Source organism: Paraburkholderia sediminicola (genome assembly GCF_902859805.1).
Classification (GTDB): domain Bacteria; phylum Pseudomonadota; class Gammaproteobacteria; order Burkholderiales; family Burkholderiaceae; genus Paraburkholderia; species Paraburkholderia sediminicola.
In genome coordinates this window covers 84,910-108,452 of the sequence record NZ_CADIKC010000003.1, presented here as the reverse complement: position 1 = coordinate 108,452, position 23,543 = coordinate 84,910, and the positions used below count along the sequence as shown (strand labels likewise).

Annotated in this window: 21 protein-coding genes; 10 read left to right on the top strand and 11 right to left on the bottom strand. The window is 63.9% G+C overall.

Features of this window, described 5'->3' with window-relative positions; all coding sequences use genetic code 11:
- Positions 1–6 precede the first annotated feature (6 nt).
- The 3 genes from dacB (at position 7) to R8871_RS12755 (ending at position 4,171) form a co-directional block, all read left to right on the top strand.
- Positions 7–1,671: a D-alanyl-D-alanine carboxypeptidase/D-alanyl-D-alanine endopeptidase gene (dacB, locus tag R8871_RS12765; protein ID WP_175050812.1), complete on the top strand. Its 1,665-nt coding sequence runs from the start codon at positions 7–9 to the stop codon at positions 1,669–1,671.
- Positions 1,672–1,866: 195 nt separating this feature from the next.
- The gene (locus R8871_RS12760) at positions 1,867–2,823 is read left to right on the top strand and encodes a sterol desaturase family protein (protein WP_175050811.1); all 957 of its coding nucleotides are present in this window, start codon (positions 1,867–1,869) and stop codon (positions 2,821–2,823) included.
- Positions 2,824–2,917: 94 nt separating this feature from the next.
- A complete protein-coding gene (locus R8871_RS12755; protein ID WP_175050810.1) occupies positions 2,918–4,171 on the top strand; it encodes an SGNH/GDSL hydrolase family protein in 1,254 nt (417 codons plus the stop codon).
- A 196-nt stretch (positions 4,172–4,367) separates the two neighbouring features.
- On the opposite strand, the gene R8871_RS12750 is transcribed toward R8871_RS12755, so the two are convergent.
- From R8871_RS12750 to R8871_RS12710, 9 genes are all read right to left on the bottom strand, one after another.
- Positions 4,368–5,420, bottom strand: coding sequence for an L-threonylcarbamoyladenylate synthase (locus R8871_RS12750; protein WP_175050809.1), 1,053 nt, complete (start codon positions 5,418–5,420; stop codon positions 4,368–4,370).
- Between the two features lie 10 nt (positions 5,421–5,430).
- Positions 5,431–6,627 (bottom strand): 5-(carboxyamino)imidazole ribonucleotide synthase, encoded by a 1,197-nt coding sequence (locus R8871_RS12745; RefSeq protein ID WP_175050808.1) that lies wholly within the window; start codon positions 6,625–6,627, stop codon positions 5,431–5,433.
- Between the two features lie 95 nt (positions 6,628–6,722).
- The gene (purE, locus tag R8871_RS12740; protein ID WP_120289708.1) at positions 6,723–7,241 is read right to left on the bottom strand and encodes a 5-(carboxyamino)imidazole ribonucleotide mutase; all 519 of its coding nucleotides are present in this window, start codon (positions 7,239–7,241) and stop codon (positions 6,723–6,725) included.
- Between the two features lie 128 nt (positions 7,242–7,369).
- Complete coding sequence (locus R8871_RS12735; protein ID WP_028196245.1) at positions 7,370–8,260, bottom strand: phosphoribosylaminoimidazolesuccinocarboxamide synthase; 891 nt, start codon at positions 8,258–8,260, stop codon at positions 7,370–7,372.
- 132 nt (positions 8,261–8,392) lie between these two features.
- A complete protein-coding gene (gene fba / locus R8871_RS12730; protein WP_175050807.1) occupies positions 8,393–9,457 on the bottom strand; it encodes a class II fructose-bisphosphate aldolase in 1,065 nt (354 codons plus the stop codon).
- A gap of 276 nt (positions 9,458–9,733) precedes the next feature.
- Positions 9,734–11,170 carry a pyruvate kinase gene (gene pyk / locus R8871_RS12725; RefSeq protein ID WP_175050806.1) on the bottom strand — a complete coding sequence of 479 codons (1,437 nt, stop codon included), beginning with the start codon at positions 11,168–11,170 and terminating at the stop codon, positions 9,734–9,736.
- A gap of 427 nt (positions 11,171–11,597) precedes the next feature.
- Positions 11,598–12,791: a phosphoglycerate kinase gene (locus R8871_RS12720; RefSeq protein ID WP_175050805.1), complete on the bottom strand. Its 1,194-nt coding sequence runs from the start codon at positions 12,789–12,791 to the stop codon at positions 11,598–11,600.
- A gap of 274 nt (positions 12,792–13,065) precedes the next feature.
- The gene (locus R8871_RS12715) at positions 13,066–13,389 is read right to left on the bottom strand and encodes an AzlD domain-containing protein (protein ID WP_175050804.1); all 324 of its coding nucleotides are present in this window, start codon (positions 13,387–13,389) and stop codon (positions 13,066–13,068) included.
- Positions 13,386–14,132 (bottom strand): AzlC family ABC transporter permease, encoded by a 747-nt coding sequence (locus R8871_RS12710; RefSeq protein ID WP_175050803.1) that lies wholly within the window; start codon positions 14,130–14,132, stop codon positions 13,386–13,388. Before R8871_RS12710 ends, R8871_RS12715 begins: the two co-directional genes overlap by 4 nt.
- Before the next feature lie 190 nt (positions 14,133–14,322).
- Here R8871_RS12710 and R8871_RS12705 point away from each other — a divergent pair, with 190 nt between their 5' ends.
- From R8871_RS12705 to R8871_RS12680, 6 genes are all read left to right on the top strand, one after another.
- On the top strand, positions 14,323–15,246 hold the full coding sequence (locus R8871_RS12705; protein WP_175050802.1) for a branched-chain amino acid transaminase: 924 nt from the start codon (positions 14,323–14,325) through the stop codon (positions 15,244–15,246).
- A gap of 78 nt (positions 15,247–15,324) precedes the next feature.
- On the top strand, positions 15,325–15,519 hold the full coding sequence (locus tag R8871_RS12700; protein ID WP_054034422.1) for a zinc-finger domain-containing protein: 195 nt from the start codon (positions 15,325–15,327) through the stop codon (positions 15,517–15,519).
- 269 nt (positions 15,520–15,788) lie between these two features.
- Positions 15,789–16,814 carry a lipopolysaccharide heptosyltransferase II gene (waaF, locus tag R8871_RS12695; protein WP_097390332.1) on the top strand — a complete coding sequence of 342 codons (1,026 nt, stop codon included), beginning with the start codon at positions 15,789–15,791 and terminating at the stop codon, positions 16,812–16,814.
- Between the two features lie 177 nt (positions 16,815–16,991).
- A complete protein-coding gene (locus R8871_RS12690) occupies positions 16,992–17,438 on the top strand; it encodes a nuclear transport factor 2 family protein (protein WP_097390333.1) in 447 nt (148 codons plus the stop codon).
- 114 nt (positions 17,439–17,552) lie between these two features.
- Positions 17,553–18,650 carry a YheT family hydrolase gene (locus R8871_RS12685; protein WP_246287556.1) on the top strand — a complete coding sequence of 366 codons (1,098 nt, stop codon included), beginning with the start codon at positions 17,553–17,555 and terminating at the stop codon, positions 18,648–18,650.
- The gene (locus tag R8871_RS12680; protein WP_175050800.1) at positions 18,643–19,215 is read left to right on the top strand and encodes a DUF2946 family protein; all 573 of its coding nucleotides are present in this window, start codon (positions 18,643–18,645) and stop codon (positions 19,213–19,215) included. Before R8871_RS12685 ends, R8871_RS12680 begins: the two co-directional genes overlap by 8 nt.
- 76 nt (positions 19,216–19,291) lie before the next feature.
- Here R8871_RS12680 and R8871_RS12675 read toward each other — a convergent pair whose 3' ends face one another.
- Positions 19,292–21,025: a M48 family metalloprotease gene (locus R8871_RS12675; RefSeq protein WP_175050799.1), complete on the bottom strand. Its 1,734-nt coding sequence runs from the start codon at positions 21,023–21,025 to the stop codon at positions 19,292–19,294.
- 134 nt (positions 21,026–21,159) lie between these two features.
- On the opposite strand from R8871_RS12675, the gene moaC reads away from it, so the two are divergent.
- Positions 21,160–21,636 (top strand): cyclic pyranopterin monophosphate synthase MoaC, encoded by a 477-nt coding sequence (gene moaC / locus R8871_RS12670; RefSeq protein WP_175050798.1) that lies wholly within the window; start codon positions 21,160–21,162, stop codon positions 21,634–21,636.
- Positions 21,637–21,696: 60 nt separating this feature from the next.
- Here moaC and R8871_RS12665 read toward each other — a convergent pair whose 3' ends face one another.
- Positions 21,697–23,481 (bottom strand): PglL family O-oligosaccharyltransferase, encoded by a 1,785-nt coding sequence (locus R8871_RS12665; RefSeq protein WP_175050797.1) that lies wholly within the window; start codon positions 23,479–23,481, stop codon positions 21,697–21,699.
- Between the last annotated feature and the right edge of the window lie 62 nt (positions 23,482–23,543).

Genomic DNA, 23,543 nt, shown 5'->3' with positions numbered 1-23,543 from the left:
CTGTCCATGACGCACGCTTTTTTGCCCGCTTTCTTGCACTCTCTCGCACGCCGTGTAGCGCTGCGTTCGCCTTCTTCTCCTGTTGCTGACTCTCTGCCTCGCCGGTTTGCTGCGCGCTCGGCGGCGTTGCTGCTTACCTGCGCCGCGCTCGGCAGCGGTGGCGCGGCGTTGCCGCTCACCGCACAGGCGCGCATCAAGACCACGCATCCGAGCGTCAACGTTACGACGGTGTTGCCGCAGCCGGTAATGCTCGGCTTGCAGCGCGCGCACGTGCCGTTGTCGTCGATCAGCGTGGTGGTCGAGAAAGTGGGCGACCGCACGCCGATCCTCGCGCTGAACGCCGGCAAGCCGATGATGCCCGCCTCGACGATGAAACTCGTCACCACCTACTCCGGCCTGTCGATCCTCGGCCCGGAGTATCGCTGGCGCACGAGCGCCTACGCTGACGGCACGCTCGACGCCAACGGCGTGCTGCACGGCAATCTGTACATTCAGGGCACGGGCGATCCGAAACTCGTGCCCGAAGAACTGATCGACCTCGTGCAGAAGATCCACAAGGCGGGGATCAACGGCATCGACGGCGCGCTGGTGCTCGACAAGCGCTATTTCGACGCCTCCACGCGCGATCTGCCGCCGTTCGACGACGACGCCACCGCGCCGTACAACGTCGGCCCCGATCCGCTGCTGTACGCCTTCAAATCGCTGTCGTTCACGCTGACACCTTCGCCGGACGGCAGCGTCGCCATCGACGTGCTGCCCGCGCTCTCGCAGTTGCAGATCGACAATCAGATGCACGCCGTCAACGGTCCGTGCCGCGGCGACGCCGCCGCCGTCTCGCCCACTGTCACGCCACAGCCGAACGGCACCGTGGTGGCGTCGTTCGACGGCGACTACTCGGTGCGCTGCGGCCCGCGCACGATCAACGTCGCGGTGCTCGATCACTCCGCGTTCTTCGCAGGCGGTTTCCTCGCCCTGTGGCAGCAAACCGGCGGCACGTTCAGCGGCGCGACCCGCGAAGGCCCGGTGCCGGTCGGCGCGCGCCTCGTCGCCACGCACCAGGGGCCGATGCTGTCCGACATCGTGCGCGACATCAACAAGTTCAGTAACAACACGATGGCGCGCAACCTGTTCCTGACCATCGGCGCCACGGAAGAAAAAGCGCCCGCCACGCCCGCGAAATCGGCGCGCGCCATCGAGGACTTTCTGCGCCGCGACAGCGTCGATATGCAATACCTGACGCTCGACAACGGCTCGGGCTTGTCGCGCGACGAGCACGTCACCGCGCTCTCGCTCGCCGATCTGCTGCAGCGGGCCAATGCGAGCCCGGTCGCCCAGGTGTTCGTGGAGTCGCTGCCGATTGCGGGTGTCGACGGCACCATGCGCAACCGCTTGACCAACCAGGGCGCAGGCGGCAACGCGCACATCAAGACCGGCACCCTGCGCGACGTGCGGGCGATCGCCGGTTATGTAGCCTCGGCGGATGGCAACAGCTACGTGGTGGTGAGCCTGATCAACGACCCGCATTCGGAGGCCGCGCGCGCCGCGCACGACGCCTTGCTCGAATGGGTCTATCAGGGACCGTCCCAGGGATTCACGAAGGTCTCCGACCCCATCGCCGAACCGCGCGGCAGCAAGCCCAGGAAAAACCCGCACAAGCGCGGTACCCATTGAGGATTCCTTCTATAGAACCCACGCGCCGCAATGCGCCCAAGCGTGTACGCTGTCGGGCAGTGTTTGAGGCGCGCGTAAAACGTTATGCGTAGCGCACGAGCCACGCAGCCGTTACGAAAGCGTGGCCCAATCAAACGATAACGACAACGTCCGCTGCGGCAAGCGCAGCGGCAAGGGACCACGGAGGAAGACACGATGCAATTCGATGCCGAATTGCTGCTGCTCGCCATGGCGCCAGTCTTTCTCGCATGCATTGGCTGGGAGGCGTGGCACCTGCGGCGTACGCGCCCCGGCGCGCAGCTCTATAGCTGGCGCGACACGTTCTGCAACGCCGCGCTCGCGCTGATGCAGCAAGCCGCCGACAAGCTCGCGTGGCTCGTGATCATCCCCGTCTATGCATTTTTCTACGATCACTATCGCGTCTATATGTGGCAGGCGAGCTGGGTGTCGTTCGTCGTGCTGTTCGTTGCCCAGGACCTGCTCTATTACTGGTTTCACCGGTGCAGCCACCGCGTGCGCTGGCTGTGGGCCGCGCATGTCGTGCATCACTCGTCGGAGCGGATGAATTTTTCGACCGCCTTCCGCCAGAGCCTGATGTATCCGATTGCCGGCATGTGGCTGTTCTGGATTCCGCTCGCCGTGTTCGGCTTTCCGCCGAAGCAGATCGTTGCGATCGTGCTGATCAATCTCGGCTTCCAGTTTTTCGTGCACACGCAGGCAATCGGCAAACTCGGCTGGCTTGAATACGTATTCAACACGCCGTCGATTCACCGCGTGCATCACGCGCGCAACGACCGCTATATCGACCGCAACTACGCCGGCGTGCTGGTGATCTGGGATCGCCTGTTCGGCAGCTATGTCGAGGAAGATCCGCACGAAGCGCCGATGTACGGCATCGTCGAACCGCTGCACACCTATAACCCGTTGAAGGCGACGTTTCATGAATGGGCGTCGATGGCCGCCGATTTCGTGAGCGTGCGAGGCTGGCGCAACAAGTTGCGCGCGCTGTTTGCACCGCCCGCATGGGCCGCGGCTTATCACGCGGGCCGTGCCGCTGGTGCGAATGTAGGCGCCGCTGCCGCGGCTTCCAGCGGCGCTACGAGCATTGAAGATAACCATACGGCCGCGTTTCAGACAACGCGCAGGCCGTAGAAGATTCTGTAAGCTGTCGTCATGCCGCCGACGCGGTGGGCGCTGCCTGCAACACATGGCATAAGGGCCACACATACGAGGAGATGTAGTCAACATGAAACAAATAGCATCGAGGAAACGCAATTTCGTCCGCGTCACGCAAATCGCCATCGCCAGTTCGGCGCTTGCACTGCTCGCGGCTTGTGGCGGCGGCAGCGATAACAACAACAGCTCGAGCGGCAGCACGCCGGCGGGCGGCGTGAAGTTGCAGGTCGTTTCGTTTGGCGACAGCTTGTCGGATGTCGGCACGTACGCGCCGGTGATTCAGTCGAGCTTCGGCGGCGGCCGCTTCACGACCAACCCGGGCGAAGTGTGGACCCAGAAGGTCGCGGAGTACTACGGCGGCACGTTGACTGCCGCGTATGTGGGCGGCTTCGGTCAACCGCTGGTCGCAACGGGCGGGTTTGGCTACGCGCAAGGCGGCTCTGACGTCGTGAACGCCCAGGGCGAAGGTTGGGCACCGAACAACGCGGCGGCAACGACTGTGCCGGTGGTGACCCAGGTGGCAAACTACCTGGGCGCGCATACGAGCTTCAACGCGAACCAGCTCGTGCTGGTGAACGGCGGCGCGAACGACATCTTCCAGTTCGCGGGCACCACCGCCAATCTGACGGCGCTCGCCACCGCGCTGCAGACGCAATACCCGCTGCTCGTACAGGCCGGCAAACTGCCGAACACGCAGGCAGGCCAGGTACAGTTCATCGCCGGCTACCTGCAGCAGTTGGCCAACCCACAGATCGCGACGGCCGCCACGCAACTCGCCGCGCAAATCCAGACCATCGTCAACTCGGGTGCGACCCACGTGGTGGTGTCGACGGTGCCGGACATCGGCAATACGCCGCAAGGCGTTCAGGCCAACGCAGCCTCGCCGGGCGCGGCTGCACTCCTGTCGGGGATTACCGCGGCGTATAACGGCATCCTGGTCCAGAGCCTGACGGCCCTCGGCCTGCTGGGCACGGGCAAGGTCATCGTGGCCGATGCGTTCACGTGGATCGATCAGCAGTTGCCGAACTACCAGGCGCTGGGCTTCACGGTGTCCAACACCGGTACGGCGTGTAACCTGACGTCGATGGTGACCAACGCAACCGCGTACGCCACCGCCAATCCGAGCGCAACGAACGGACTGACCCCGGCCCAGTACGGCGCCCAGTTCGGCTCGTCGCTCTTCTGCTCACCGCAGACCTACACGGTGGCTGGCGCTGACCAGACCTACATGTTCGCTGACCTGGTCCATCCGAGCACGCACTTGCACGCCTTGTTCGCGCAGTACGTTCAGCAGCAGATCGCGGCCACGGGCCTGGGGAAATAAAATAAGTTGAGAGGGTTGCCGCATAGCGGCTGCAGGACTCGAGTTCTGCGAACGCCCGGCTTGCTGGTCAAGCCGGGCGTTTTTTTATCTTTGTCGCGCGCGGCACAGCGGTTGAGACGGCAGGTTGAAACGACACGTTGCTACAACGGATTGCGGCGGCGTCATTGAGCAGACCACGCAAACCAGGCCGCCCCCTCTACCCCTGCGCTTCGAATGCGGCCGCAGCCCGGCCCAGCCGATCGTTCACGGCGATCCACTCGATCGTGTCCGGCAACTTCTCGATGAGAATCCGGCTCACATCCGCGCGATCGAGCGCCCTTAGCAGCCCGTACAACTCGCGCGCATAAACGTGCGGATCTTCAGGCGCCGCAATGAAATGCACGCCCTCGGCATGAGCCCACTCCCCTGCGCGGGAAGCACGCGCCACCAAGGCCACGCGTTCGTCGCTCTGACGCGCCCCGAGCAAAATCTGCAACGCATCAAAAGGCAGCAAGGCCAACGGCGTGCGCGGCGCGTAGTGCGCCTTCAACGTCCCCGAAGCGCGCGGTGCCGTTGCATCCGATCCGTCGGGCAGGCGTGGCGCCTCGCCGAGTACGTCGGCAATATCCTGCGGTGTTACGCGACCAGGCCTCAACAGCGCCGGAAATCCGCGCGACAGATCCAGAATCGTCGATTCGATTCCGACGTCAGAAGCGCCACCGTCCAGCACGTGAATCGCGCTGCCGAATTCATCGCGCACATGCTGCGCGGTAGTTGGGCTCACATGGCCAAAACGATTCGCAGACGGCGCGGCCACGCCGCCATGTCCGCCACGCAACGCACTGAACGCCTCGAGCAGAGCCTGGGCAACGGGATGTGACGGACAGCGCAAACCCACTGAATCCTGTCCACCGCTCACGGCCGCATTGATCCGCTCAGCACGCTTCAGAATCAACGTGAGCGGCCCCGGCCAGAACGCATCGATCAAACGCTGCGCCTCCGCGGGCAAATGCTCGACCCAGTAGTTCGGATCGCCCTGCGGCGCCAGATGCACGATCACCGGATGATTCGCCGGCCTGCCCTTCGCCGCGTAAATGCGCGCAACCGCGTCCGGACTTTCGGCGTCGCCGCCGAGTCCGTAGACCGTCTCCGTGGGAAATGCGACGAGGCCGCCCGCGTCGAGCAGCGCGGCAGCGTGTTCGATCTGCTCCGCGCTCACAGGCAAGGCGCTTGCGGCGCCTCCATCGGCAGGTTTGCTTTGATCCGGCATGGTGCTCGCGTCAGCCCGTGATGATATGCAGGAGCCGCGCGCAATCGCGCGCCGACGTGCGGGCTTCTTCGAGTGTCGCAGCCGTGAAGTTCACGTGGCCCATCTTGCGGCCGCAACGTGCTTCTTCTTTACCGTACAGATGCAAACGCGCCGCCGGCATCGCGGCGACTTCGTGCCACGGCGGCGTAACCGCTGCGCCCTTCGGGCCGGCTGGGAACCAGACGTCGCCGAGGATGTTCAGCATCACCGCCGGTGAGTGCTGACGCGTGTCGCCGAGCGGCATGCCGGTCATGGCGCGGACCTGCTGTTCGAACTGGCTGGTCGCGCAGGCGTCGACCGTGTAATGGCCGGAGTTATGCGGACGCGGCGCCATTTCGTTGGCGACCAGCGACCCGTCTTCGAGAATGAAGAACTCGACGCACAACACGCCGACATAGCCGAGCTTGTCCGCAATTTGCAGCGCGGCCTGCTGTGCTTGCTGGACCAGCGTCGGGCTTGCATCCGGCGCGGGCACGATGGTGTGCGACAGCACGCCGTCGCGATGGGTATTCTGCGCCAGCGGATACACCACCGACGCGCCGCTCGCCGCGCGCGCGATCAGCGCGGACACTTCGAACTTCAGCGGCAAACGTTTTTCCAGCACGCAGGGAACACCCGCGAGCGACGCATGCGCCTCGCGTACTTCCTCGGCGTTACGCACGCGGATTTGACCTTTGCCGTCGTAACCCATGCGTGCAGTCTTCAGAATGCCGGGCAGCACGGCTTCGAGCTTCGCATCGTCGAGCGCGGCCAGCGCATCTGACGATTCGATCACCACGTGCGGCGCCACCGTCACGCCTGACGACGCGATAAAACGCTTCTCGGCGATCCGGTCTTGCGCCACGGCGACGCAACGCCCGGCCGGGCTCACGAAGGTGGTTTTCGCCATGAAATCGAGGCTCGCCGCCGGCACGTTCTCGAATTCAGTCGACACCGCCGCGCACAGCCGCGCGAGTTCGGTGAGCGACGCTTCGTCGTCGTAAGCCGCACGGATATGGCGGTCGGCAACCGCGCCCGCGGGACTGGTTTCGTCCGGGTCGAGCACGGCAACGCGATAGCCCATGGCCTGAGCGGCAAAACAGAACATGCGGCCGAGCTGGCCGCCACCGACCATGCCAAGCCATGCGCCGGGCAGAATCGGTGAAACCGGTGTGTTGTCTGGGTTCATCTTAGTGGTCGGTCGCGGCCGGGTGCTGAATTCATACAGCAGCATCCGGCCGGGGGTCAGACAGGGGGACGTCTAAAAGCAATCGGCCTTGGCGCTTACAGCGCCGGCAGCACCATTGCGTGGGCCGCTTCGTTCTGGCGCACGCGGAATGCAGCCAGCTTTTCCGCATATTCAGCGCTCGTGCCGCTCAGAATCGATACCGCGAACAGCGCCGCATTCGCCGCGCCCGCTTCGCCGATTGCAAACGTGGCGACCGGCACGCCTTTGGGCATCTGCACGATCGAATGCAACGAATCAACGCCCTTCAGATACTTGCTCGCCACCGGCACGCCGAGCACCGGCACCGTGGTCTTGGCAGCCAGCATGCCCGGCAGATGCGCCGCGCCGCCCGCACCCGCGATGATCGCGCGAATACCGCGCTCGCGCGCGCTCTCGGCATACGCAAACATCTCGTCCGGCATCCGGTGCGCGGACACGACTTTGGCTTCATACGGCACGCCGAATTCCTGCAGAATCGCAACGGCGTTCTTCATCACTTCCCAGTCGGAACTGGAACCCATCAGCACGCCGACAACGGGCGCGCCATGCGTATGGGCAGTCTGGACTTCACTCATCTTACGGCTTCCTTGTTTCTTGAGAGCGCCCCCAAACCTGCCGCTTCGCGCCGACCCCGGGGGGGCGGGCAAACTTGGGGGCGGCCCAGCGCTTTCTCACGCGGGGCGGACCTGACAGGCGCGCGTCGTTAAGCGAGCTTGTGTCCGGTCAGGCGTTCGAGCGCTTCCTGGTACTTCTCGCCCGTTTTCGTGACCACGTCGTCCGGCAGCTTCGGTGCGGGCGGCTCTTTCTTCCACGGCTGGGTTTCGAGCCAGTCGCGCACGAACTGCTTGTCGAACGACGGCGGGTTGGTGCCGACCTGATACTGGTCAGCCGGCCAGAAGCGCGACGAGTCGGCAGTCAGCGCCTCGTCCATCAGATACAGCTGGCCGTGGTTGTCCAGACCGAATTCGAACTTCGTATCCGCGATGATGATGCCGCGCGTTGCAGCATAGTCAGCGGCTTCCTTGTACAGCTTGATCGAGATGTCGCGGATCGTGGCCGACAGTTCGGTGCCGATGCGGCGTTCCATCTCGTTGTAGGTGATGTTTTCGTCGTGATGGCCCATTTCGGCCTTGGCTGCCGGCGTGAAAATCGGCTCAGGCAGCTTTTGTGCGTTTTGCAGCCCCGGCGGCAGTTCGACGCCGCAGACCGAACCGGTTGCCTGGTAGTCTTTCCAGCCGCTGCCGGCCAGATAGCCGCGCACCACGGCTTCAACGAGAATCGGCTCGAGGCGCTTCACCACCACCGCGCGGCCCTTGACCTGCTCGACTTCGTCAGCCGCCACCACGGATTCGGGCGCCACGCCCGTGAGGTGATTCGGCACCACGTGCTTCAGCTTTTCGAACCAGAAGTTCGCCATTTCGTTGAGCACACGGCCCTTATTCGGAATCGGCTCGCCCATGATGACGTCGAACGCCGACAGACGGTCGGTCGTGACGATCAGCAACTGGTCGTTGCCCACCGCATAGTTGTCGCGGACTTTACCGCGGCCGAGTAGCGGCAGCGAGTGGAGCGTGGATTCGTAAAGGGTAGACATCGTCGTGGTTCGCTAAAAGTGGGGCAAAAAGTGTGACCGGAACAAAAGGGAAACGCCGTTCCCCGGATGATGCGGGAACGGCGATCGAACGACAACCTGGCCAATCAGCCAGGTGTAGAGCCTGGTTATAGCTTAGCGGACGACTTGCGCGAGGTCGCCCGATTTGTACTTCTCCGCGATTTTATCAAGCGAAACCGGCTTGATCTTGCCGGCCTGGCCTTCGCAGCCGAATTGCGTGAAGCGCTCGAGACAGATCTTCATCGCGGCTTCGCGCGCCGGCTTCAGGTAGTCACGCGGATCGAACTTGCCCGGATTGGTCGCCATGTAGCGGCGGATCGCACCGGTGATCGCCAGACGCAGGTCGGTGTCGATATTGACCTTGCGCACGCCGTTCTTGATGCCTTCCTGAATTTCCTCGACCGGCACGCCGTAGGTTTCCTTCATGTCGCCGCCGAATTCGCGGATTTCCGCGAGCAGTTCCTGCGGCACCGAGGAAGAACCGTGCATCACCAGGTGCGTATTCGGAATGCGCTGGTGAATTTCCTTGATGCGCTGGATCGACAGGATGTCGCCCGTGGGCTTCTTGCTGAACTTGTAGGCGCCGTGCGACGTGCCGATCGCAATCGCGAGCGCATCGCATTGCGTCTGCTTGACGAAGTCGGCAGCCTGCTCCGGATCGGTCAACAGTTGCTCGCGGGTCATCGTGCCTTCCGCGCCGTGGCCGTCTTCCTTGTCGCCCTTCATGGTTTCCAGCGAACCGAGCACGCCCAGTTCCGCTTCCACCGTGATGCCGATCGAATGCGCCGCTTCAACCACCTTACGCGAGACTTCGACATTGTATTCGTACGATGCGACCGTCTTGCCGTCTGCTTCGAGCGAACCGTCCATCATCACGCTGGTGAAACCGCTGCGGATCGCCGCCATACAAACCGCCGGCGACTGGCCGTGGTCCTGGTGCATCACGACCGGAATATGCGGGTACGACTCGACCGCGGCTTCGATCAGGTGACGCAGGAACGGCTCGCCCGCGTACTTACGCGCGCCGGCCGACGCCTGCATGATGACCGGGGCGTTGACCTTGTCCGCTGCGAACATGATCGCCTGCACCTGCTCCAGGTTGTTCACGTTGAATGCCGGAATGCCATAACCGTTTTCGGCAGCATGGTCCAGCAGTTGACGCATTGATACGAGAGGCATGCTTAACTCCTTAGATTGAAACGAATTCTGTGCCGTCGGCATCTTTTTGGGCGATTTTATCGCGAAGCAAGCTGCATACCCGTTCACACATTCCCTAAAGCGCGTCACTTGCGGACCTTTACCGCACGCGCGATTGGAGTCTGTGCGCCGCCTCTCGCGGGGCATGACAGCCTGCTTTCGCTCAATCAAGCCTGTGTCGGCCAGAGTTGGCGCTTTAGCGCCTACTCTGGTCCCACGCAGAGCGTGCCGATCGAGCAGTCTTCGGTCTACACCGAATCAATACGGCTCGCCGACGCGCACGATCTTCAGCGTATTCGTGCCGCCTGCCTGGCCCATCGGCTCGCCGACGGTCAGCACCACCATGTCGCCGCGCGATGCATAGCCCTTGCCGACCACGGTTTCCAGCGCCTGCTGCAACGCCGTGTCACGGTCGGTGCTGGTGTCCAGATGCAGCGACGTGACGTTGCGGTAAATCGCCATCGCCCGCTCGCTGCCGACGCGCGGCGTGAGCGCGAAAATCGGCACGTGCGTCCAGTGACGCGACATCCACAGCGCGGTCGAACCCGATTCGGTCAACGCGACGATCGCCTTCGCGCCCAGGTGGAACGCCGTGAACAGCGCGCCCATGGCGATGGACTGGTCGATTCGCGTGAACGTGCGGTCGAGGAAATCCTTGTCCAGCTCGGATTGCTCCGACTTCTCGGCTTCCACGCAGATCGCCGCCATCGTTTCGATGGTTTGGACCGGGTACTTGCCCGCCGCGGATTCGGCCGACAGCATCACTGCGTCCGTGCCGTCGAGCACCGCGTTGGCGACGTCCGACACTTCGGCGCGGGTCGGCACCGGTGCGTAGATCATCGATTCCATCATCTGGGTCGCGGTGATCACGAACTTGTTCGATTCGCGCGCCATACGAATCATGCGCTTTTGCAGCGCAGGCACTGCGGCATTGCCCACTTCCACGGCCAGATCGCCACGCGCGACCATGATGCCGTCCGATGCGTCGAGGATGCCTTGCAGCGCCGGAATCGCTTCCGCGCGCTCGATCTTCGCGATCATCTTCGGCTTGATGCCGTACGGCGCGCCCGCGATGTTCGCGAGCTGACGGGCCATTTCCATGTCGGTAGCGTTCTTGGGGAACGATACCGCGACATAATCCACGCCGAGCGACATCGCCGTGCGGATGTCTTCCATGTCTTTGGCCGTCAGCGCCGGCGCCGTCAGGCCGCCGCCCTGGCGGTTGATGCCCTTGTTGTTCGACAGATCGCCACCGACCTTCACGGTGGTGTGGATCTCGCTGCCGAGCACGCGCACGACGTCGAGCACAATCAGGCCGTCGTTGAGCAACAGCACGTCGCCTGGTTTCAGGTCGCGCGGCAGATCCTTGTAGTCGAGACCGACGCGGTCGTCGTTGCCGAGTTCGCACTCGGAGTCGAGGACGAACGGGTTGCCGGGAACGAGCGTGGTCTTGCCGTTCTCGAATTTGCCGACCCGAATCTTCGGGCCTTGCAGGTCAGCCATGATGGCAACTTCACGGCCGGCCTGGCGGGCCGCTTCGCGCACGAATTCGGCGCGCTGGCGGTGGTCGTCGGCGGTGCCGTGCGAGAAATTGAGCCGCACCACGTCGGCTCCTGCCTGAATCATTTGCAGCAGGATTTCCGGCGTGCTGGAAGCCGGTCCGATGGTAGCGACAATCTTGGTGGCGCGATGCATGAGTCTCCTCGTCTGGGTGAGATCGCTGGAATGAGCGCTGCGAGTCGGATGCGGAGGCTGCGCACCGAAGGGTGCTGCTGGGGGCTGCGCGCCGGTTGAAACCAGCGTCGCTTTATGGGGTGAAGCGGTGTTCGACACCGGCGCGGGGGGCGCTGGTGGGGGTGCGGGCGCAACCTCGTCGTCCGGGAGTTCTGCGTGCGAGTGGGCGGCTTGTCCGGTGGACAATTCCGCTGCCTCGCTGGCAGTGGTCAACTCCGCGAGCGCGAGGGACGACTCGGATTCTAGCTGCGGGGCCGCGGCTTCAGCCACGGCCGTTGTGGCGGCGGAGCGCGCTTCGCGCTCCCCTGCCGTTGCTGCTGCGGTGTTGCGCGGCAACTTGCTGCCGCGCGCTTTTGCAGATTTCGCTGAGGGGGAGCGCGTCACCACGTTAAGCCCGCGATTCCAGAACTGCGACAGCGGGTAGTGTCTTGCCCTCAAGGAACTCGAGGAAGGCACCGCCGCCCGTCGAGATGTAGCTGACCTTGTCGTGGATGCCGTACTTGGCAATCGCGGCCAGCGTGTCGCCGCCGCCTGCAATCGAGAACGCCGACGATTTGGCGATCGCGTCAGCCAGCGTCTTCGTACCGTTGCCGAACTGATCGAATTCGAACACGCCAACCGGGCCGTTCCACACGATCGTGCCGGCTTTTTCCAGTTGCGCGGCAAGCACCTTGGCGGTTTCCGGTCCGATGTCCAGGATCATGTCGTCGTCTTCAACATCGGCGACGGCCTTGACTTCGGCCTTGGCAGTGGGCGAAAACTCTTTCGCCGTGACCACGTCGGTCGGGATCGGCACCGAGGCGCCGCGTGCTTTCGCTGCGTCGATGATGGTTTTGGCTTCGGCGACCAGGTCGGCTTCAGCAAGCGACTTACCGATCTTCAGTCCGGCAGCCAGCATGAACGTATTGGCGATGCCACCGCCCACAATCAGCTGATCGACCTTGTCGGCCAGCGACTTCAGGATGGTCAGCTTGGTGGACACCTTCGAGCCGGCGACGATCGCCACCAGCGGACGTTTCGGCGCGCCCAGCGCCTTACCGAGCGCTTCGAGCTCAGCCGCTAGCAGCGGGCCGGCGCACGCGACCGGCGCGTATTTGGCGATGCCGTGCGTGGTGGCTTCGGCGCGGTGCGCGGTGCCGAATGCGTCATTCACGTAGATGTCGCAGAGCTTCGCCATTTTCTGCGCGAGCTCGTCGGAATCCTTCTTTTCGCCCTTGTTGACGCGGCAGTTTTCCAGCAGCACGAGCTGACCCGGCGCGACATTCACGCCGTTTTCGACCCAGTTGGCGACCAGCGGCACGTCACGGCCAAGCAGCTCGGCCAGACGCTTCGCGACCGGCGCGAGCGAGTCTGCCGGCTTGAATTCGCCTTCGGTCGGGCGACCCAGGTGCGACGTGACCATCACGGCGGCGCCTGCGTCCAACGCGGCCTTGATCGCCGGCACGGAGGCGCGGATACGGGTGTCTTCGGTGATGTTGCCTTGATCGTCCTGCGGCACGTTCAGATCGGCGCGGATGAACACGCGCTTGCCGGACAGCTTGCCTTCGGCGATCAGATCGGAGAGACGCAATACCTTGTTCATGGGCGTTTGTGCATGCGAGTTGATGGGAAGGCGGTGGCGGACGACGCGCTGGGCCTTAAGCGCGGCGAACTCCAGCGCTTCGGCACGGCAGCGGCTCCACTGAGTCGGGCGCCGGCGGCAAAGCCGCGGCTGTCGCGCCATGCAGCGGCGCGCTTGTCCCGGAAACAGCCATTTTAACTTATCCACACGGCCTTCTGACCCGCAACCAGGCGAATGTCCCGTATTTGAAGAATGCGCCGAGCATGTCGCGGCGCAGCATTTTCGATTCAATCAATTACATGAAGAGCCGCAAGAGCGTGAACACGGCCATTCCCACCACAATCGTGCCGAGCATGGTGCGCCGCCACATAAACCACGCGAGACCGGCCAGCGTCGCGTAAAACTCGTGGTTCGACGGCGCGAACGAGAGCCCCTCCGGCGTCGCCAGCACATCGGGCAGCACGACGGCGGCAAGCGCCGCGGCCGGCGCATAGCGCAGCATGCGCTGGACGCGCGCCGGCAAAACCGTGCGCTCGCCGCCGATTAGAAACATCGCGCGTGTCACCGCGGTGACGAAGGTCATGCCGATAATGGACAGCCAGATCTGTGTGGATGTCATTGGGAATCTCCGGCGCTGTTGCGGATGCGGCGCAAGTCGGCGCGCTCGACCATCAGATCGGCCGCGCTGCCCGCGACAATCGCCGCAATCACCGCAAGCGGCAGTGCAAGCCGGTACGGCAGGTCGAAAGCGAGCAGCGACACCACGCCAGCGACGCCGACCGCGACCAGCGTGGAGCGCGTGGCGATCGCCGACACCATGATGGGCAGCAGCGCCAGCGTGCCTGCCAGCGCGAGGCCCCAGTTGTCCGGAATCAGGCTCGCCAGCAGAATCCCGACGATCGACGACACCTGCCACGACAGCCAGCTGCACACCGCCATGCCCCAGAAGTACGCCTCTTTGCCTGGCACATAACCGGTCTGGAAGCTCTTCTTCTGGAACAGCAGATAGATCACGTCGCCGTTGAAGTAGCCGAGCACGATGCGGCGCCACATTGGCAGATAGGAAAAATGCGGCGCGAGACCGGCGCTGAAGATCACGAAACGCGTATTGACCATCGCGGCGGTGAGCAGCACGGTCCAGATCGGCAGCTTGGCGGCCAGCAACGGCAGCACGGCCAGTTGCGACGAACCGGCGTAGCAGAGCAGCGACATAGTGAGCGCCTGCGGCAGCGTGAGCACGGACTTGCTCATTGCAATGCCGGTGACGAGGCCCCAGGAAAAGATCGCCATCAGCGTGGGCGAATAGTCGCGCGCGCCCTCACGAAAGGCGCGACGATCGGTATCTGAGAAGCGAGCGAGCATGAGGCGAAACGCGGGCGCCAAGCGACGGCGCAACGAAGGGAGGTCGGCGCCAGGTCGTCAAGCACCCGCTGGCGCATCCGGATGAATTATGCGTGCGCCGAATTATAGCGCCCGGTGTGCGGCCAAATGCCCGTTTCGTGTGCAAAAGACGCTAAAATGACGCTCTTTCACCGCACCGCTGGAGAATCGTATGTCAATGGCCGACCGCGACGGCAAGATCTGGATGGATGGCAAGCTCATCGACTGGCGCGACGCCAAGATCCACGTGCTTACCCACACGCTGCATTACGGCATGGGCGTTTTCGAAGGCGTACGCGCCTACAAGACGGCGGACGGCGGCACGGCGATTTTCCGCCTCCAGGAACACACCAAGCGGCTGCTGAATTCGGCCAAGATCTTCCAGATGGACGTGCCGTTCGACCATGAAACGCTAGCCGCCGCGCAGTGCGAAGTGGTCCGCGAAAACAAGCTGGAATCCTGCTACCTGCGCCCGATCATCTGGGTCGGCTCGGAAAAGCTCGGCGTGTCGGCCAAAGGCAACACGATCCACGTGGCGATCGCCGCCTGGCCGTGGGGCGCTTACCTCGGTGAGGACGGTATTGCCAAGGGCATCCGCGTGAAGACCTCGTCGTTCACGCGCCATCACGTGAACGTGTCGATGGTCCGCGCCAAGGCGTCGGGCTGGTACGTGAACTCGATCCTCGCCAACCAGGAAGCGATTGCCGACGGTTACGACGAAGCGCTGCTGCTCGACGTAGACGGCTACGTGTCGGAAGGCTCCGGCGAAAACTTCTTCCTCGTGAACAACGGCAAGCTGTACACGCCGGACCTGTCGTCGTGCCTCGACGGCATCACGCGCGACACCGTCATCACGCTGGCGCGCGACGCGGGCATCCAGGTGATCGAAAAACGCATCACGCGCGACGAGGTCTACACCTGCGACGAAGCGTTCTTCACCGGCACCGCCGCTGAAGTCACGCCGATCCGCGAACTCGACAACCGCACGATCGGCTCCGGCGCACGCGGCCCGATCACGGAGAAGCTGCAATCCGGCTTCTTCGATATCGTGAACGGCAAGAGCGACAAGTACGCGCACTGGCTCACCAAGATCTAACGCGCGCTGCGCCGGCCCAAGGCCCTCGGCCTTTTGCCGGTGCAACGCACGCACCCTGCATACAACGAGAAAGTCCCCATGAGCGAAATCAAGGAAATGCCGCTGGTCGAATTGACGGCAAAGGATCTGCCGGCGTACTGCCCGAATCCGGCCATGCCGCGCTGGAGCGCGCATCCGCGCGTCTTTATCGACGTCACGCACGGCGAAGCGAAATGCCCGTACTGCAGCACGCGTTACAAGCTGCGCGACGGCGAAGTGGTCAAGGGTCACTGATCTTGAGCACTGGGCGCTGATCGTTTGCGGCGGTGTTTGCGGTCGTCTTTGCTGACGCGCCCGTTGCCCGGTTCGTCACGTGACGGGCCGGCTGTGCTTTTGCAGCAGGCAGCGGCAACGCAAGCGCTTCGCAGCAACGCCGCAGCCGCGGCGGGACCGGTCATGCCGGATCCGCGCCGCAAAGCTCGCGGCTTTTCCCCTTTTACCCAATCGAACGCCACGCGCATGGTTCGCGCGGCGCTTCGTTTCGACACCGGACACCCACTCTGATGCGTCGCGCGTTGGTTATCGCACCGAACTGGATCGGTGACGCATTGATGGCGCAGCCGCTGTTTGCGCGCCTCGTGAAATTGCATCCGCGCATCGTGATCGACGCGGTCGCGCCCTCGTGGGTCGCGCCCGTGCTCGAACGCATGCCCGAGATCCGCGACGTCTACGCCACGGACCTCGCGCACGGCAAGCTGCAAATGCTGCGCCGCTGGCAACTCGCGAGCGATTTGCGCGATGTCGGCTACGACGCGGCCTATGTCCTGCCGAATTCGCTCAAGTCGGCGCTGATTCCGTGGATGGCGGGCATTCCGCTGCGCATCGGCTACACCGGTGAAAGCCGCTACGGCCTGCTGAACGTCCGTCATGCGAATCCGCGCAAGGACGAGCGCCCGCCGATGGTCGGTCATTACGCCGCCCTCGCCTACGCACAAGGCGCCAAGGTCCCCGACGACCTGCCGATGCCGCGGCTCGACGCGGATCTGAACGAAGCGTCGCGGGTCTCGGCGCGCTTCAATCTGGATACGCGCGTGCCGCTGCTGGTGTTCTGCCCGGGTGCCGAGTACGGCCCGGCCAAGCGCTGGCCGCCCGAGCACTTCGCTGCGCTCGCGCAGATCGTCGGCCAGTCGTTCCCCTACACGCAGATCGTCGCGCTCGGCTCCCCGAAAGACGCGCCGCTTGCTCAAGCCATCGCCGAGAAGGCGCCGAACGTGCGTAACCTGTGCGGCCAGACAGCGCTGAGCGAGGCTTGCGCGCTGATCTCACGGGCCAACGCGGTCGTCACCAACGATTCCGGCCTGATGCACGTGGCCGCCGCGCTGCGCCGGCCGCTGGTGGCCGTGTACGGTTCGACCGATCCGCGCCACACGCCGCCCTTGTCAGAGCTCGCGAAGGTACAATGGCTCCATCTCGAATGCAGCCCCTGTTTTCAGCGCGAGTGTCCGCTCGGGCATCTGAACTGCCTGAAGCAGTTGAGTGCCGAGCAGGTGTTCGGCGATTTGCGCGGCATGTTGCTTGCGCAACGTTGAACCAGACTGATTCGGCTGATACTTGCACGCAACACCGCACGCTCTGAGCGCGTCGCGTCATGTTCGCGCCTTGCGGCGCGGGCATCCTCGCGCTTAGATGCGATTGTCCGGTGCTCCGGACTGTCCCGCTGACCGCTGCCCCGCAACCGCGCGCCGCGCACAAGAGACCGACGAGCCATGCCACGTTTTGCCCATATCTTCGAAGCCGCCGCCGATACGCTGAACGCCTATTACCAGGCCATCGCCGAGGTGAATATCGACAGCTTGATGGGCCTGTGGATCGATGAGGAATTCGTCAGTTGCATCTGCGCCGACGGCTCCCACCTGCACGGCCTCGACAGCATTCGCGCCGGCTTGCAAATCCAGCTGGAAACCGCGCCCGTTTCGATTGAACCGCTCGATATTCGCGTCTACGACAGCCTCGGCACCGTCGTCTACGCCATCGCCGAAGCGCACCGCCCGGCCGATCCGAAGGCGGCGCCCGCGATGGTGTTCACCACTTACGTGATGGTCCACGAACGCGGCGAATGGCGAATTGCGCATATTCACGCGAGCCCGATGCCGAACGAGGCCGCCAGTCAGTTCGCGACCAAGATGCGGCATGGCCAGGGGTCGTTGCACTGACGCCTCGCGAACGCATTTCGCCTGTTCGGCCTGTTTCACCGGTTCTATCTTTTTTGCTTTGACGCTGGCATGAGCACGCCCCGCAGGAAGTCACCCGTCCCGAACGAATCCCCCATGGGGGATTGGGAGACGACGCACGATCAATCCGCCTCCACCGGCGCAGCACGCGCCGCGGCGGCGGCTGTCGAGGCCACCGTCGAGCTGCTCTACCGCGCGCCGCTCTGGCTGCCGAACCGGCATGTGCAGACCATCGTCCCGGCGCTGTTTGCGCGCCGCCCGGCGATCGCGTTCCGGCGCGAACGCTGGGATACGCCGGATGGCGACTTCATCGATCTCGATTGGGTGGTGCATGACGGCAAACCTGCCTCAGCGCTCACCCCTGCCACGCCCGCCAGGATTCCCGCAGACGACGCGCCGCTGTTCGTGCTGTTTCACGGCCTCGAAGGCAGTTCTACATCGCACTACGCCGCCACCTTGATGGCGGCCGCACGCGAGTACGGCTGGCACGGCGTGGTGCCGCACTTTCGCAGTTGCAGCGGGCCACTGAACCGGTTGCCGCGCTTCTACCATCTCGCCGACAGCAACGAAGTCGACTGGATCCTGCGGCGCTTGCGCGCCACGCATCGCGGGCGGATCGTGGCGGCGGGCGTATCGCTCGGCGGCAATGTGCTGTTGCGCTGGCTCGGCGAGCGGCGCGAAGATGCATCGCCGGTGCTCTCGGCCGCCGCCGCGATTTCAACGCCGATCGACGTGCACGCCGGCGGCCGCGCGTTGTCCCAGGGTTTCGGCATGATCTACACGCGCAGTTTCCTGAAGACGCTGAAGCAGAAGGCCGAGCAGAAGCTGACGCAGTTTCCGGGGCTATTCGACCGCGACGCGATGCTGGCGAGCCGCACGATGTACGACTTCGACAACGTGGTGACAGCGCCGCTGCACGGCTTTCGCGATACCAACGACTACTGGAGCCGCGCGACCACGCGACCGCTGCTGTCTGGGATCACCGTGCCGACATTGGTGCTGAATGCGCGCAATGACCCGTTCCTGCCGGCCGAAGCGTTACCGGCAAGGCACGAGGTGTCGGCGTCGGTGGAACTCGATCAACCCGAACACGGCGGCCACGCGGGCTTTATGACTGGGCCGTTCCCGGGCCGCATCGACTGGTTGTCGCGGCGCGTGCTCGGCTATCTGGAGCAGCACGTCGATCATGGATGACATCGTCAAGCAGGCCTTGGCCAAATGGCCAAACGTGCCGAGTTGCACGGGATGGTTGATGTTGGACCGGCGCGGCAACTGGCGCATGCGGGATGAAGCCGCTCAGGCCAGCGGTACGCCAGGCACGCCGATCCGGCATGAGGCCTTGCTCGGGTTTATCAACAGGAATTACGACGCCGACGAACGCGGGCAGTGGTTTTTCCAGAACGGCCCGCAGCGGGTGTATATCGAGTTGGGCTATACGCCGTGGGTGGTGAGGTTGTCAGCCGATGCCGCCGGCGTGCTTTCCTTGACGGACCAGGCTGGCGGGGCTTTCGAGCCAACGGCCGTGTTTGTCGACGATGAAGGTGGAATTCTGTTCGTCGACGGCTCGACGCCGCCGAGAGTCGCGGTTCTGCACGATCATGATCTCGAGGTTTTTTCCGACCACGCAGCGTTGGGCGATGACTCGATGAGCGGCGCGTTTCGCTGGAACAATGAGGTTGTGTTGCCCTTGCAGGGCGTGCAGCGAAATGAGGTTGCCGCGCGGTTTGGGTTTGTCGATAGTCCGGCGGCGCACGTCTAGGTCGTTTGCCCGACTATTTATCCTCTGGTTCTTTTGCAGCCTCGCATTCCAGTCCGATAGCGCAGGACCGCAACCCCTAACTCTTCTCATCAAGCCGCTCCTCTTTATAGCGGTTCTCCATTTCATGTAAGCGGGCGTCGACGGTCGCGAGATCGTAGTAACCGATCGCCTTCAGATCCCGCGCTTCCTTCAGCTGCCGGATGGCCGATGGCCACGCCCCCTCGAGCGCGAATTTTTCGGCGAGCGCCCGATGCTGCGTCAACTGATCGCCACTGCCGGCGCTCGCCTGCGCGAGATACATCCACCAGGCGGGTTGATCAGGCTGTGCACGCGTTTCCTTCAGGGCCAAAGCCTGCGCGTCGGCGAACCGCTTCAAGGTCAGCAAAGTCTGGATATGCATGTCGATCGCGGCGTTCGACTGCGGCCAGCGCTTCTGCGCAAACTCGGCGAGACGTGCCGCCTCGTCGTTACGCCCAGCGCGGCGCGCAATATCGGCCGCCAGCACGTCGAGACTCGGCGAACTGCGCATCGGCTCGCCTTCGCCACGTTCGCCCGCGGCAAAAGCCGCACGCGCCGAAGCCAGCGACGCCACCGCATCGTCGTAACGCTCGAGCAGCGTCTGCCCATACGCAATCCCGTACCAGTTCGCTGCGACGTTCACCGCGGTACGGTCCTCGATTTCAGAGCGCAGACGCGAAATCTCATCCGCGTATTCACTGCGCGAGCGGTCCTGCAGCAAGCGCGCCCGCGCCCGCACGAAGCCGTATTCGGCGGTCTGATGCGGTTGCCGGTATGGCGCACGGCGCGCACGGTCTTCCATGTCGGCGATCCGCTCGCCAGTCAGCGGGTGGGTGCGCGCGTACGCCGGTATGCCGGTGTCGCTCATCGCCGCGCGATCGAGGCGGCCGAAAAACGTCGTCATCGCGTAGGGGTCGTAGCCGGCGCCGGCCAGCAGCAGAAAGCCGACGCGGTCCGCTTCATGCTCGGCGGAGCGCGAAAAACGCAACTGGTTGTCGACCGCATAGGCCTGTCCACCGATGGCGATCGCGCTGCCGAGATCGCCGCTGTGCGCGAGCACGCCCGCCAGAATGCCGAACAACAGGCCGGCGAGCGCGGCATAGCCGCTGCGCTCGCCGGTGGTGATCATCCGCGAAATGTGCCGCTGCAAGACGTGCCCCATCTCGTGGCCGAGCACAGAGGCGAGTTCGGACTCGGTTTGCGTCGTCACGATCAAACCGGTGTTCACGCCGATAAAACCGCCGGGCAGCGAAAAGGCGTTGATTTGCGTGTCGCGGACCGCGAACAGCTCGAAGTCCGGACGATAGCCACCAATGTAGAGCGCGCTCGCCGCGGCGGAGAGTTTCGCCGCGACCGAGTTCAGATAGTCGCGCACGAGCCAGTCGTCGAGATAGTCGGGGTCGCGGCGCAACTCGCGCATCACGCGTTCGCCGAGCTTGCGCTCGGCTTGTGGCGTCAGCGAGCCGGAGCCGCCGTTGCCGAGGTCGGGCAGTTGCTGCGTGACGATCGGGGTGCGCCAGCTGGTGGTCGCGCCTGCGTTGCCGGAGAAGCGGCTCTGCGCGCCGCCATAGACGCCGAATACGCCCTGAGCGATGTCGGGTGGCACGATCGGGGCGGCAAAGGTTTCGACCGGGCCGCTTTCCAACGGCGGTTCCGCGGACTGCATGTTGAGCGCGAGGGTCGTGCCCGTCTGGGTGTTCGCGTTCGGTGCGCCGCGCGATTGCGCGTACGCGCCCGGCGGCGCCGCGAGCGCGACAGACAACAACGCAGCAAGAAACCGTTTCGAGCGCATCGCGAGGTCGATATGACGAAGTCGAAAAGCGGCGCCCGCCGCTCGGACTAAGATAGCGGGCATAGGGTGATTGTAATCATCTCGACCCGCCCAATCACGCTGCTATGATAGGCGCCCTCTGAAGGAGCCCAACCATGCCTGAACTCACTCATTTCGACGCGGCCGGCCAGGCGCATATGGTGGACGTCGGCAGCAAGCAGGAGACCAGGCGCATCGCGATCGCGCGCGGCTCGATTCGCATGCTGCCGGAGACGTTCGCGCTGATCCGCGACGGCAACGCCAAGAAAGGCGACGTGATCGGAATCGCGCGCATCGCCGCGATTCAAGGCTCGAAGCGCACCGCCGATCTGATCCCGCTATGTCACCCGCTCGCGCTGACCCGCGTGAAGGTGGACTTCGAGCTCGATGAAACGTTGCCTGGCGTGCATTGCACGGTGCAAGTGGAAACGCTGGGACGCACGGGCGTGGAGATGGAAGCGCTAACCGCTGTGCAGGTCGGACTGCTGACGGTGTACGACATGTGCAAGGCGGTGGATCGCGGCATGACGATCACCGATGTGAAGGTGCTGGAGAAGCACGGCGGAAAATCGGGGGATTGGGTAGCGGGTTGATGACGGCCAACGTCATCGCCCCGCTCTACTGCTACTCAGGCGACGGAATGACAGCGCGGTTCAATCGTCCTCGCTGTCGTCGTCCTGATTGACATCGCCCGGTGGCATGCCATAGCGCTTGACCAGTTCGGCCTTGAAGCCGGTCAGCGTTTTCTGCTCGTCGCACAGCTCATACACGTAGGCCAACTGCGACGGCCAGTCCTTCAATTCCTGAGCAAAGATCTTCAGACGCTCGACGGTATCGAACGCCCCCGCCGTATCGCCGCTCAGCGCCTGCAGCACCGCATACCGGCGCAGCACGGTTTCGCCCGGCAGCAGCGCGATCGCCTGCTTGTGCATGGCGAGCTTGTGTTGCAGGTTCATCGAATTCATCGGCTCCAACGTCGCAAGGCCGTACTCGCCCCACGCCTGGAACAGGAACGACGGATCCGCACGATACTGCTCGGCAGGCCGCGAGCCGTAATACAGCACCTCGGCGCGCGCATAGTCGCGATACACCGGATACAGCGCGGCGATCCCGCCGAACACGACCACAGCAAACGCACCGAACGACAGGCGGCCAGGCACGAGCCGCAGCGAACGCGTTTCAAGCAAGCCGAACACGAACATCGCCGGTAGCAGGAAGAACATGTACTGCTGCGGATATTCGACGAGCGCATGCATGACCAGCACGCCGATCAACGCGACGCCGAATACGCGCGCGGCGCTCTGCGGTGCGTGAACCACACGCACCAGCCACGTAATCAGGCCGAACAGCACGATCGCAAGGCCGATCAAACCCGTCTTCGCCAGCAGGTCGATGAAAATGTCGTGCGAATTATTGGCGATCTCGACGCCGCCCAGCGACTTCACATACTCGAACTGGTAACTCGGAAACTCGCCCCAGCCGACACCCAGCAACGGATGCGCCTTGAACATCGTCCAGCCGTACTTCCATAGTGCAAGCCGCGGCGCGATCTGGCCGGCGTCCTTGAAGCGCTCGGCTGCCGACTGCCCAAGCTCCAGGTGATAGTGCACATTGGCCCAACGGATCAATGCATTGATGACGAAGAACAGCACGGCCAACCCGATCGGGATCAGCCATTCGCGATTGCTGCGGCGGAACTGCGGCTGGTTACGCGTCTGCGCGAAGGCCATCCAGAAACCCGCCACCACGATCACACCCATCTGCAGCCAGGGGCCGCGCGACACGGTCAGCGCGAGTCCAATGGCAAAAATCGTCGACACGAGCAGCCAGATGCTGACGGCAATCCGGCGTGTCTGGACGAGGAACAGCGCACCTGCCATCGCGAATGCGATATAGGTGGCCAGGTGGTTCGCCTGCGCCATATTGCCGAACGGCCGGCGCTCGACGGTCACGTTGTACGCGACGACCAGCGGCGATACGCGCACTTCGAGGTGAAACAGCTGGATCACCTGGCAAAACACCGCAAACAGGCCGCCGACAATCAACGCCCCCGCTGCCCAGCGCAGTGCTGTTTCATTCAGCTTGACGCGTGTGAAGCCGTAGCCCGCGTGAGTCGCCATGAATGCGGCGAGCAGGTAACCGCCGCCGAGCCAGTTCATCGACGGCTGCGAGACCGGCAACAGCACCGACTGCGCCACCAGCACCAATCCGAACAGCAACGGCACCAGCGCGACCACGGGCGAAGCAAACGTCACGCGCGGCCTCGCCGTCCACACCAGCAACGCGACGCCGGCGCCCGTCAGCAGGTACAGCGCGAGCGCCGTGAATTCAGCGTAGAAGGTCGGAATCGGATACGTGTGGTTGGCGACTGCATAAGGCAGCACCAACGCGAGAGCCAACAGAATGAGAGACAGGTAGCGCGCAAATGGGGTGGGCATCGAGTAACCGGGAGGGCGTCAGCAACCGGCGCACTATACAAAAAAATTCTCCTGCTGTGCGC